Origin of the sequence: Aeromonas sp. MR16, from assembly GCF_022549315.1 — a bacterium.
Taxonomy (GTDB): Bacteria; Pseudomonadota; Gammaproteobacteria; order Enterobacterales; family Aeromonadaceae; genus Aeromonas; species Aeromonas aquatica.
Genome location: NZ_JAKZFK010000005.1, coordinates 34,379 through 46,820, shown reverse-complemented (window position 1 = coordinate 46,820; position 12,442 = coordinate 34,379). Strand labels below are relative to the sequence as shown.

Below are 12,442 nucleotides of genomic sequence, written 5' to 3'. Positions count from 1 at the left end.
GATGAAAACCTGACCTGATGCCTTGTCGGCTTCATCTCGGGCCCTATTTTGCCAATAAAGGCGGATGAAAAGTAGGGCTTAGGTTGGGTTTTTGTTGATTGGTGGTAAAAAAAGGCGACCAAAAGGTCGCCAAAAAGAGAAAGATAACACTACCTCTGCGGCACCCGATAACGCACCTGCAACTGATCGAGGATCTGCAGCTGACCGGGCAGACGGGCAGCGAAGTGCACCCACTCCTTGCGGACGGGGGCGCTCCAGGCCACCTCGGCCGTGGCCAGCATGCGCGGGAACAACATGTAGTCGAGACGGTCACGAGAGATCACCAGTTCCGACCATAAGGGGCTCAGCACCCCCAGGATGTTATCGTTGGCATGGAAATCGAGGGGGGCCGGATCGCAGGCATAGACCTGCTCCAGGCTGACCGGTCCGGCCCAGTAGAGACCTGGCTCGTGAATGTCCTGGTTATAGGCCTGATCCAGATAGAGCTGCTGGGCCGGCGCCATCACCACGGGGTAGCCCTGGCTCGCGGCATCCAGCCCGGCCTGGAAGCTGGTCCAGGCGACGATGGCCGCATCCCGGCTCACCTTGTCACCGTGCAGTATCTCCTCCCAACCCAGCATCTGCTTGCCCCTGGCGGCCAGGTACTGCTGGCAGTGGCGCAGCAGGTGCCCCTGCAGCTCGCGGCAATCCTGATACCCCTCTCGCTGCATCAGCTGCTGGCAGGCGGGGCTGTCGGTCCAGACGCCGGTGGGGACCTCGTCTCCCCCCATGTGGATCTGCGGCCCGGGGAAGAGCGCGCACACCTCACCCATCACCGCCTCGAGGAACTCATAGGTGCCGGGCAGGGCGGGGTTGAGCACGTTGTCGTCGAAATATTGCACCGACAGGTAGCGGGAGTGATCCGCCTCTTCCCGCAGCAGCTCGGGCAGCGCCTTGATGGCCGCGTGGCAGTGGCCCGGGATGTCGATCTCCGGGATGACGCTGATGCCGAGCCCGGCGGCGTAGGCCACCAGCTCGCGCACCTCGCTCTGGGTGTAGTAACCGCCGTAAGGCTCGGCCCCGCCGCTGAGCTGGGGGTCCACCGCCAGTCCGTGGCCGCGCCAGGCGCCCACCTCGGTCAGCTGTGGGAAGGCCTTTATCTCGAGGCGCCAGCCCTCGTCATCGGTCAGGTGCCAGTGGAAGCGGTTGAACTTGTAGAGGCTCATCTGCTTGAGCAGGCGCTTGATGGTGGCGATGGAGTGGAAGTGGCGGGCGCAGTCGAGGAAGATGCCGCGAAAACCGAAGCGCGGCCCATCGTGCAGCTCGAGGCAGGGCAGGCTCTCCCCGTGTTGCAGCGCCCACTGGGCCAGGCTTATCAGGCCGTGACGCCAGCCGGCCTCGCCCGCCGCCTGGATGCGGATCTCCGTCGGGGTGATGGAGAGCTTGTAGGCCTCGGAGGTGAGGGGGGCCTCGATGAGATGGATCTCGGCGTCGTGATCCTGGCTGAGCGCCAGCCCCGTCAGCTCGTTGAAGTGGGCCAGCAGGCCGGTCAGGGAGCCGGGGCCGCTGACATGGGCGCGCTCCGCCAGCCGGAAGTTGCCCTCGGGCAACTGCAGATGAGCGGGGTGGGGCACTATGCCGTTGGCCGGCTCCACCTCGGGCAGCTCAGGGCCTGCGGGGGCAAGAGATGGCAGGTTGAGCGCCTGCTCGACCAGGCTCACCGGCAGCAGCTGGGGAGTGCCGCTGCTCTCGGTCAGGCTCAGGAAGAAACCCTGGGGCAGATCGGAGAGGCGCTTGATGGGGGTGTTGCGGCAGCAGAAACGCAGCTCGCTGGCGCCATCCAGGGGGACAAGCACCTTGTAGCTGCCGCTCTGGCGCTCCAGCTCGCCCCCCTCGACCGAGGCCGGGTCTATGTGACGAGCCAGGCAGAAGTGCAGTTTCCAGGGGCTGGCCGGCAGCTGGCTCAGGGTGAAGCGGAACCAGATATCATCACCGTCACGTCGGTCAACTTGGGTGTGGATCAGGGGTGCAGACATGGGTATTCCTCTGATTGAGTGAACGGAGCGGAGTCCCTCCCGGCGTGCCGTGCAGGCAGGGCAAGGCTCAGGAGTGCAGACATGGGTGCTCCTCGGATTGAGCGAACAGAATGGCGCCTTCAAGGGCATCGGCCCTGGGGGGAACCAGGTTGAGGTGGGCGAGGCGGGGAGCCAGGCGCGTGCCGACCCCGCCCAGCAGGGCAATCTGTCTGGCCCCCAGTTGCTGCATCCCCGCCAGCAGGGTCTGCAACTGGGCACTGGTTTCATCCAGCAGCTGGCAGGCGAGCTCGTCACCGTCGCTGGCGGCGTCGAACACCCAGGGGGCGAAGCGGCCATAGTCGGCCGGAATGGCCTTGGCTGCCCACCGTACCACCTCGGCCTGATCCCCCTTGAAGTGATCGAGCAAGCGGATGGCCAGGGTGCTGGGGGGCAGGATGCCGTCGTGGCAGAGCAGCGCCTGCTGGAGGGCACGCAGGCCGAGCCAGGCGCCGCTGCCGAGATCCGAGATGGGGAAGCCGCGCCCGGAGCAGCTGCGCAGCCGGCCATCCTGGTAGATGAGCCCGGCCGAGCCGGTGCCGGCGATGAGGATGGCACCCTCCCGGCCACCGAAGGCGCCGAGACAGGCACCGAAGGCATCCGAGGTGAGCCGCACGCTCGCGAAGGGGAAGGGCATGGCCAGCAGGGCCTGATAGCAATCGGCGAGCTCGGCGGAGGCGAGTGCTAGCCCGACCCCCATCTGCTGCTCGCACTCTTTGGGCAAGCCCGCCGCGGTGCGGGCCAGATCGATGGCGGCCAGCACGTTGCCATGGGCCAGTGCGATGCCGAGCTCCAGGTTGGATCCCGCCGCCCGGCCTTCTCCCAGCAGTTTCCCGGCCCTGTCGCGAATGCGGGCGCGGCTGTGGGTGCCGCCCCCATCCACCCCGACCCAGTACTCAATCATGGGAGCCTCCGGAGGTGCTCTGCCAGCAGATGGCCAGGGCGAACCAGGCTGCGTGGGGGATCCACTGTTCCCCCCAACGCCAGTTCTGATCCAGCCGATCCTTGTACTCTTCCGGGATAAAGGCCAGATCCGCCTCGTCATCGAAACTGGCGGTGATGCCGTTGCAGATCCCGCCAAGGGCATTGGGGTAACCGGCGGTGTAGCTCGGGTTGTTGATGCCGTGCCCCGCCAGCATGCAGGTGTTGAAGGGATTCTGCCCCAAAATCCAGTCGAGCTGGCGCTGGCCGAAGGTGAGCAGCGACTTGTTTTGCTGCGGTCGTAGCTTGGCAGCGGAAAATGCCATGGCAGCCAAGGAGGCCAGCCGGGCGTTCTCTCCCTGCCACCAGTAACCGGATTCGTTGTGGTGGGGGATGAAGAAGCTGACCCTGGGGGCTTCATCCACCCCTTTCACATACTGGCGGGCGAGGGCGAAGGGGTTGCCCGCCCGGGCGGCGAGGGCAAGCTCGGCCGTCAGCGCCTGCTGGATCACCCGCAGCGTGCTGGTCTGGCGCGCCGGTTCCGGCTCCATGCCTAGGTATTCGATCAACGCCAGCACCGGCAGGCCCGCCTCGGCGGCATGGTAGTAGGGGCGACTGCCGTCGTCATTGGCGGCCCAGTAGTGGCCGAGATCCGGGTGCGGGCGCTGGCGGGCGCAGAGCCGGCTTGCCCTGTCCCTGGCCTCGCTCAGCCACGCATTGCCGAGAGTCCGGGTCAGCTCGACGGCGGCGAGCAGGGCGCAGTAGTCGTCGATGATGTTCTCGCGGCCGTCGTCCAGGTAGGTGAGGTTGTGCTCGCGCAGGTGCAGGTAGCCGCTGCTGGCCGCGTTGGCATAGCGGCTGGCATCGAAATCACCGGTGGTGGATTCGCGGGCGGCGCGGGCCAGGGCGGCGATGGCCAGCCCCCCTCCCTGCCGGAAACCGGCCTGCCAGTTGCTGGACTTGAGCCCCTGCTGGGTGGCGTAGGCGCATAGTTCGCGTTGCTCGGGATCCTTGCTCCATTTGTCGAACAGGGTCATGTAGAAGAAGCCCGACTCGTCCTGCATCCGGCAGAGAAAATCGGCGCCGTGCAGCGCCTCGTCATTGAGCCGCTTGCACAGGTTCAGGCTGTCGATATCGGTGCGGGTAGAGAGCAGCTCCCGGCACTTGAGCAGGGCCCAGACCACCATGGGGGTCTGCTGGGGATTGAGGTAGTTGGCGTAGGAGAGGTGGCTCAAATACTTGCTCATGTCGCCGCTGGCGTCGAACCAGCCGCCGTGCACATCTCGCCGTTGCTCGCTGCCATAGAGGCGGGCATTGCGGTCGGCGCGATCGAAGGCGCCGCTGGCGCGCTGTCCCTTGAAGTAGTGGATCACATCGGAGAGGCAGGTGCGGCTCAGCAGTTCGGGGCCGATGGCGAAGCGGGGGGAGCGGGTCAGGCGCGGGCTGGCGGTGGCGTCGCCCCGCTCGGTCGTGACGGCCTCCAGCCGGTAGTGGCCCGCGCGGGTGAAGGCGCTGAAGTCGGCCCGCCAGAAGGCGCGGCCCTGCCAGCCCGGCACCTGGCCGGCGGCCTGCAGCTGGGCCTCGAACAGGATCTGGCCGTCATCCTCGCGCAGCAGCCGCACCCGGCCGCTGAGGTCGGCGTCGGCGGCGGCCTGCAATAGGGCAATCTTGTGGCCGTCACAATCGTAACCCACCTGATTGATCAAGAGTTCCATCAAGCTTTACTCCCTTGGTCTGCCGGCATGGGCGAGACGGTTGGCGGGCCTGGCGCTAAGGCCCGCATGGATGTGCGTGGGCGGCGATGCCGCCTTGCTTATTCGTGCAGGTAGCAGCGCACGAAGTGGTTGTCGGCGAGCTTGGTCACCGGCGGCAGGCTCTCCTTGCAGCGGGCCATGGCCTGGTGGCAACGGCCGGCGAAGGGGCAGCCGCGGGACTCCGGCGTCCACAGCGGTATCTCTCCCTTGCGGCCCCCCTCCAGCTCGGCGTGGATGCTTTTTTCGGGATCCGGCACCGCCGAGATGAGCAACTGGGTGTAGGGGTGCTGGGGGTGATGCAGGATCTCGTCCACCTCGCCCCACTCCACCATGTGGCCCACGTACATGACCGCGAGATCTTCCGCCACGTAGCGGGCGGTGGCGATGTCGTGGGTGATGTAGAGCATGGAGACGCCGAGCTCGTTCTTCATCTGCTCCATCAGGTTGAGGATGCCGATGCGAATGGAGACGTCGAGCATGGAGGTGGGCTCGTCCGCCAGCACCACCTCGGCCTCCACCGCCAGGTTGCGGGCGATGTTGACCCGCTGGCGCTGGCCGCCGGAGAGCTGGTGCGGGTACTTGGCCGCCGTCGCCTTGGCCGGGGTCAGCCCCACCTTCTCCAGCAGGTTGTAGACCATCTCCGGCAAGTCTTTCTTGTCGAGCACCTTGCTGTGCAGCAGCAGGGGGCGGGCGATGTGGTGGTAGATGGTGTGGGTCGGGTTGAGCGAACCGAACGGGTCTTGCCACACCATCTGCACGCTCTGGCGGTAGTCAAGCAAGGCCGTGCCCTTGTTGAACTCCTCCAGATCCCGGCCGCGATAGAGGATGCGACCGTTGGAGAGCTTGTACATCTTGGCGATGATCTTGGCGATGGTGCTCTTGCCGGAGCCGGATTCCCCCACCACCGCCAGGGCGCGGCCCCGGTGCAGGTTGAAGGTGATGTCGGACAGGGCCCGCATCTTGCCACTCTTGATGGCATTGGAGTTGACGGGGAAGTCCTTGTAGAGATGCTGGACCTCGATGATGGGCGCATCGGTTTGGGCGATTTGCATGACAGACATCCTTAACAGCCAGCGGCCTTGTCCAGATAGATCGGGAGATCCGGTTGTTGCTCCGCCACCTCGTAGAGATGACAGGCGGTCTGTTGCCCAGGCCGGATCTCGGCGAGGGCGGTGTATTCCTGGCGGCAGCGCGCGTGCACCTTGGAGCAGCGGGCCTGGAAGCGGCAGCCGACCGGTACTTCCAGCAGGTTGAGCGGGGTGCCGGGGATCCCCTCCAGCACGGTTTTCGGGCCGTGCAGGGGTGGGAAGGAGTTGCCGAGCCCCTTGGTGTAGGGGTGCAGGGGCGCGGTCAGGATCGACTTGGACGGCGCCACTTCCACCAGTTCGCCGGCGTACATGATGCCGATGCGATCGCAGAACTCGACCATGAGCGACAGGTCATGGGTGATGAAGAGGATGGAGAAGTTGAACTTCTCCTTGAGCGCATAGACCTTCTGCAGGATCTCCCGCTGCACCACCACGTCCAGCGCCGTGGTCGGCTCGTCCATGATCAGCAGCTCGGGGTTGAGGGCCATGGCGATGGCGATCACCAACCGCTGGCGCATGCCGCCGGAGAACTGGTGCGGGTAATCCCGCAGCCGGCTCGGGTGAATGTCGACGATTTCCAGCAGCTCCTGGGCACGCTTGATCGCCTCGTAACGGGTCAGCCCCGGGTTGTGGGCGATCAGCACGTCGCAGAACTGCTCTTCCATGCGCAGCACGGGGTTGAGTGCGTTCATGGCGGACTGGAACACCACGCTCGCCTGACGCCAGCGGTAGCTGCGCAGCCGCTCGTCGTCGAAGTGCAGTATGTTCTCCCCCTTGAACAGGATCTCGCCACCGCTGATGTAGGCGGGCGGCTTGTGCAGCCGGGCCACCGAGAAGGCAACCGTGGACTTGCCGCAGCCGGATTCGCCGGCGAGGCCGAAGACCTCACCCGGCATGATGTCAAAGCTGACCGAGTTGACGGCGCGCACGTCGCCGCTCTCTGTGATGTAGTCGACGCAGAGCTGGCGCACCGACAGCAGGGGTTGTTGCGAGGTCATGCTGTCTTCTCCTGAGCGACGGTTACCGGGACGGGGGCGGCGAGCTGCTTCCAGCGACGTAATCCCTTGTGGGAGCGCAGCTGCGGGTTGGCTATCTCGTCGATGGCGAAGTTGAGCATGGCGAGGCCGGCGCCCAGGGTGGCGATGGCGAAGCAGGGGGCCAGGATCTCCCACCAGGCGCCCACCAGGATGGCGCTCGAGGTCTGGGCGTTGTAGAGCATGATGCCCCAGCTGACCACGGTCGGATCGCCGAGCCCCAGGAACTCCAGGGTCGCCTCGGTGACGATGGCGTAGATGATGGAGCCGATGAAGCTCACGCCGATGATGGAGATGAGGTTGGGCAGTATCTCCACCAGGATGATGCGCCAGGCTGGCTCCCCCAGCACCTCGGCGGCGATGACGAACTCTTTCTCGCGCAGGGCCAGGGTCTGGGCCCGGATCACCCGGGCGCCGTAGGCCCAGGAGGTGAAGCCTATGATGAGGGCGATCACCGTCGGTGACGCCTCCCCGATAAAGCTGGCCAGCACCAGTAGCAAGGGGAGGTTCGGGATCACCAGCACCACGTTCATCAGGAAGGTGAGGCACTCGTCCACCACGCCACCGAAATAACCGGCGGTGATACCGATGCCGATGGCCAGGGCGCAGACCAGCAGCCCGGCCCCGAATCCCACCATCAGGGAGATGCGGGCGCCGTGGGTGAACTGGGACCAGAGATCGTGGCCCATGCGGCTGGATCCCATCACCAGCTCCACGCTGGGGGGCTGGTGCGGGCGGGCGACCCGCTTGGTGGGCTCATTGCTGGCGAGCAGCGGGGCAAACAGGGCCATCAGCACGAAGGTGACCACGATGGCGAGACCGAAGGCTGCCTTCTTGTTGCCCAGCAAAATTTTCAAGATAGTCGGCATACGCATCTTATTTGCCTCCTGTACGCAGACGGGGATCCAGGAAGACGTAGAGCATGTCGGCCAGGAAGTTAAAACTGAGCATGGTGATGGTCATGATGAGCAGTTGCCCCTGGATCAGCGGGTAGTCGCGCGCCAGGATGCCCTGATAGAGCGTCAGCCCCAGCCCCGGGTAGTTGAAGATGACCTCGGTGATGAGGGAGCCACCGATGACGAAACCGAGCGCCATGGAGAGGGCGGTGACGCTGGGCAGCACGGCGTTGCGGGCGCCGTAGTTGAAGATCACCCTGTTGTTGGAGAGCCCCTTGGCCTTGGCCATGGTGATGTAGTCCTCCCCCAGCAAGTTGATCATGTTGTTGCGCATGGTGATGAGGAATCCCCCCACCTGCACCAGCGCCAGGGTGCCGACCGGCATGATGGCGTGCAGCATGATGCTCTTGATGTGTTCCCAGCCGAAATCGGCCTTGATCTCCGGGCTGTAGGCGTAGCCGATGGGCAACCAGCCGAGGCTGACCCCGAACAGAAAGAGGGCGAGCAGGGAGACCACCACCGGCGGTATGGCCTGCATCACCAGGGTGAGCGGCGAGAGGATGCTGTCCATGCGGCCACCCCGGTACCAGGCGGCGAAGATGCCGACGATGGAACCGATGGAGAAGCTGATGATGGTGGAGGTGCCCACCAGGAACAGGGTCCAGCCGATGGCACGGCCGAGCACATCGGCGACCGGTTGCGGGTAATAACGCACCGAGGTGCCGAGATCCCAGGTGAAGACGCTCTTCACATAGGTGAGAAACTGGGTGCCGATAGGGCCGTCAACGAAGCCGAAGGTGGCTTTGAGGGCTTCCAGGGCGGCAGGTTCCATCATGGCGCCGGCTCGGGCAAACATGACGGAGACGGGATCCCCTGGCATGGCTCTTGGCAACAGGAAGTTGATGGTGGCGGCCACCAGGAAGGCGACCAGATAGAAGGAGAAACGTCTTAATATAAATCCCATGGTAAACCCTTTTACTGCAAGCCTGCCCCGCGCCGGGCAAAGCTCCCCCAACCCCGTGCGATACGGGGGATGGAAGACATGGCGGGGAAAAGGGCCCCCCGCAGGGGGCCGAGGTGGTTAGCTGTTTGGCTTGAGTGACAACACGTGCAGCAGACGCTCCGGGGTGTCCGGGTGCAGTTGCGGCTTGGCGACCGGGTTGTCGGCACTGAACCAGCCATTGAAGCGCTTGGTGCTGTATTCGTACCAGGTCGGGTTGTTGAACACCGGGATGATGGTCTGGTTGGCCCCGACCCGCTCCTGGATGGCAAACATGATCTCTTTCTGCTTGGCCGCATCGGCGGTCTGGGTGAAGTCATCGATCAGCTTGTCCAGAGCCGGATCCTTGTAGCGAGGCGCCGCGAAGCGGTTACCGCGCTCACCCATGTTGCGGGAGTGGAAGGCGGTCTCGAAGTACTTGTGCGGGTTGGCACCGGCAAAGTAGCCCTGCAGGGCGACGTCGAAGTCACCGGTGATCAGGTTCTCGGTCCAGACGGTGGCTTCCGGAGTGGAGGTCTTGGCGTTCAGGCCCAGTGCCTGCAGGCCTTCGACCCCGATCTGGACTGTGTTGACCCAGTCGGTCCAGCCATTCGGTACCAGTACCTTGAACTCGATCTTCTTGCAGCTCGGGGTGTCGAGGAACTTGTCGCCGTCACAGTCCTTGTAGCCGGCCTGTTTCAGCAGTGCCTTGGCACCTTCCAGGTCGAACTTGTTGAACTGGCCGTATTTCTTCTCGACATCCGGGTTGTCCCAGGAGGCGAACGCCTTGCCCAGACCCGACGGGTATTCGTTGACGGTCGGGTAGCCGTAGCCCGCGATGTCCACCATGGACTGGCGATCCATCGCCATGGAGAAGGCGCGGCGGAAGTTGATGTCGTTGAAGGCTTCGTGGTTGCCCGGGTTCTTGGTCTGGAAGTTGACGTTGAATGCCACTGTGCCGGAGGCGGGGAACCAGTACTTGTTGTTCTTCGGATCGTTGCCGACGTAGAGGCGCTCGATGTCCGGTACGAAGGAGCCGAACCAGTCCACATCACCCTTCATCACCGCGGCCAGAACCTGGTCGTTGGTGGCCATCTGCGGCATGCGGATGCAGTCGATGGCGAGGCTGGCGTTGTCCCAGTAGTGCGGGTTGCGGCACTGGGTGTAAAGCTGAGCGGAGAAGTTGTCCACTTCGGTGAAGGGACCGGTACCGACCGGCTTGTCGTTGGTGAAGGCCACCGGATCCTTGACCGATTTCCACTGGTGCTCGGGCACGATGGGCACCAGTACGATGTCGTTCACCACGTTGGTGTTGACCTCGGTCAGGTCGAACTTGATCTTGTGATCACCCAGCTTCTCGACGTTCTTGATCTGAGTCCAGATGGAGCGCTCATCCAGCGCCTTGTTGGCCTTGACCAGATTGAAGGAGAAGATGACGTCGTCGGCGGTGAAGGCTTCACCATCGGACCACTTGACCCCGTCACGGAGATCGAAGGTGACGGATTTCAGATCATCGCTGAAGGCGTAGTTGGTGGCCAGACGATAGACGGGTTTGCCACCCTGCATATCGTTGAAGATCACCAGCGGTTCATAGATGAAGTGACGGGTAGTGTGCAGCAGACCGGCCTGCAGGAAGGGGTTGAAGTTCTTGACCCATGCGGTTTCCTGCTGTGCGACCAGGGTCAGCACCGTTTTGTTCTCGGCGGCCATGGCGGTACCGGCGGCACCGAGCATCAGGGTTCCCAGCATGACTGAGGTAGCGATTTTGGATACTTTGGCAAGCATATGTTTTCCTTTCTTATTGGGTCTTCCATCTTTGGAATGGAGCGCCGAGATCGCATGCTTGGATGTCGGCCCTCTATGTTGGTCAGGTTTTGCACCCTTGTAGTTGTGTCGTCCAACGCCACTAGAAAAGCAGAATTAACAGGAAAACAACAACTGTTCATTTCGTCGATATCGTAAAAACGCACGCCGTCTCGTCATTCTCGTCAATTTGTTTTTTTAAACCTTTAAAATTATATAGTTGCATTAATTCTCAGGAAACACCAAGTCACCCTTTATGACAGTTCCAAGACGATACTGTGAACTGGATCGTGCTCGATTTTTATCCTGGTAGCTGGCTTTTTTTTGTACTTGAAACAAGAAGCAGGTATTCGACCGAGGATGTGATCGGGCTCACTGAGGCGAAGCTTGTGCCGACATGGGAGGAAAAGGGCGCAGCCGCTGCTGGCCGGGCCCAAGATCCTGCCGGCGCCATGCTCCTGTCGCTTGCTTCTGGCGTCAGAAATAACAGCCATAAAAAAAGCCAGTCGGCGTGTGCCGACTGGCTTCTCGTGGGCACCGGCATGGCCGGCAGCCGGGTTGTGGCAGGGCTTAGCCTACCAGGCTGGCCCACAGATCGTATTCGTCCGCTTCATCGATGCGCACCTTGACCAGGTCGCCGGGCTTGAGGCCGGTCTCGCCGTTCAAGTAGACCAGGCCGTCGATCTCGGGGGCATCGGCGAAGGAGCGGCCGGTGGCGCCCTCTTCGTCCACGCCGTCGATCAGCACCGTCATCTCCTGGCCGACCTTGCGGGCCAGCTTGCGGATGGAGACCTGCTGTTGCAGCTCCATGAAGCGCACGAAGCGCTCTTCCTGGATATCTTCCGGTACCGGATCCGGCAGCTCGTTGGCCTTGGCGCCATCAACCGGGCTGTATTTGAAGCAGCCGACCCGGTCCAGCTCCGCCTTGTCGATGAAGTCCAGCAGCATCTGGAACTCTTCTTCGGTCTCGCCGGGGAAGCCGACGATGAAGGTGGACCGCAGGGTGATCTCGGGGCAGATCTCGCGCCACTTCTGGATGCGCTCCAGGGTGCGCTCGACGGTGCCGGGGCGCTTCATCAGCTTCAGGATGCGCGGACTGGCGTGTTGCAGCGGGATGTCGAGGTAGGGCAGTACCTTGCCATCGCGCATCAGCGGGATGACGTCGTCCACGTGCGGGTAGGGGTAGACGTAGTGCAGGCGCACCCAGATGTCGAGCTTGGCCAGCTCTTCACACAGGGCCACCATGCTGGTCTTGACCGGCATGCCGTCGTAGAAACCGGTGCGGTGCTTGACGTCCACGCCGTAGGCGGAGGTGTCCTGGGAGATCACCAGGAGTTCCTTCACGCCGGCCTCTTTCAGGCGTTTGGCCTCGGCCAGCACTTCACCGATGGGGCGGCTCACCAGATCCCCGCGCATGGAGGGGATGATACAGAAGGTGCAGCGGTGGTTGCAGCCTTCGGAAATTTTGAGATAGGCGTAGTGACGTGGGGTCAGTTTGACACCGTGGGCCGGCACTAGGCTGGTGAAGGGGTTGTGGGTCGGCTTGGCCACGTATTTGTGGACGTGACCGAGCACCTCTTCGTAGGCGTGGGGACCGGTGATCTCGAGCACCTTGGGGTGGATCTCGCGGATCTGATCTACTTTGGCGCCGAGGCAACCGGTGACTATCACCTTGCCGTTCTCGGCGAGGGCCTCGCCGATGGCTTCCAGAGACTCCTGTACCGCGCTGTCGATGAAACCGCAGGTGTTGACCACCACCAGCTCCGCATCGTCATAGCTGGGCACCACGTCGTACCCTTCGGTACGCAGCTGGGTCAGGATGCGCTCGGAATCGACCAGGTTTTTGGGGCAACCCAATGATAAAAAACCAATCTTAGGCATTTTTTTGTACTATCACATTGCTGAAGGTCGCAGAG

General features: G+C 63.2%; 9 protein-coding genes. All 9 read right to left on the bottom strand.

The window, feature by feature from the left end; genetic code table 11:
- Positions 1-149: 149 nt before the first annotated feature.
- Complete coding sequence (locus tag MM194_RS05995; RefSeq protein WP_241343028.1) at positions 150-2,015, bottom strand: beta-N-acetylhexosaminidase; 1,866 nt, start codon at positions 2,013-2,015, stop codon at positions 150-152.
- Positions 2,016-2,082: 67 nt separating this feature from the next.
- Positions 2,083-2,955, bottom strand: coding sequence for a BadF/BadG/BcrA/BcrD ATPase family protein (locus tag MM194_RS05990; protein ID WP_033131083.1), 873 nt, complete (start codon positions 2,953-2,955; stop codon positions 2,083-2,085).
- The gene (locus tag MM194_RS05985) at positions 2,948-4,687 is read right to left on the bottom strand and encodes a glycoside hydrolase family 9 protein (RefSeq protein ID WP_241343027.1); all 1,740 of its coding nucleotides are present in this window, start codon (positions 4,685-4,687) and stop codon (positions 2,948-2,950) included. Before MM194_RS05985 ends, MM194_RS05990 begins: the two co-directional genes overlap by 8 nt.
- Positions 4,688-4,785: 98 nt before the next feature.
- The gene (locus MM194_RS05980; RefSeq protein ID WP_241343026.1) at positions 4,786-5,778 is read right to left on the bottom strand and encodes an ABC transporter ATP-binding protein; all 993 of its coding nucleotides are present in this window, start codon (positions 5,776-5,778) and stop codon (positions 4,786-4,788) included.
- Between the two features lie 11 nt (positions 5,779-5,789).
- Positions 5,790-6,812: an ABC transporter ATP-binding protein gene (locus MM194_RS05975; RefSeq protein WP_033131086.1), complete on the bottom strand. Its 1,023-nt coding sequence runs from the start codon at positions 6,810-6,812 to the stop codon at positions 5,790-5,792.
- A complete protein-coding gene (locus MM194_RS05970) occupies positions 6,809-7,723 on the bottom strand; it encodes an ABC transporter permease (protein ID WP_033131087.1) in 915 nt (304 codons plus the stop codon). Before MM194_RS05970 ends, MM194_RS05975 begins: the two co-directional genes overlap by 4 nt.
- A gap of 1 nt (position 7,724) precedes the next feature.
- Positions 7,725-8,708 carry an ABC transporter permease gene (locus MM194_RS05965; RefSeq protein ID WP_033131088.1) on the bottom strand — a complete coding sequence of 328 codons (984 nt, stop codon included), beginning with the start codon at positions 8,706-8,708 and terminating at the stop codon, positions 7,725-7,727.
- Between the two features lie 117 nt (positions 8,709-8,825).
- Positions 8,826-10,508 (bottom strand): ABC transporter substrate-binding protein, encoded by a 1,683-nt coding sequence (locus MM194_RS05960; protein WP_033131089.1) that lies wholly within the window; start codon positions 10,506-10,508, stop codon positions 8,826-8,828.
- A 588-nt stretch (positions 10,509-11,096) separates the two neighbouring features.
- Complete coding sequence (rimO, locus tag MM194_RS05955) at positions 11,097-12,407, bottom strand: 30S ribosomal protein S12 methylthiotransferase RimO (RefSeq protein ID WP_241343025.1); 1,311 nt, start codon at positions 12,405-12,407, stop codon at positions 11,097-11,099.
- Positions 12,408-12,442 lie beyond the last annotated feature (35 nt).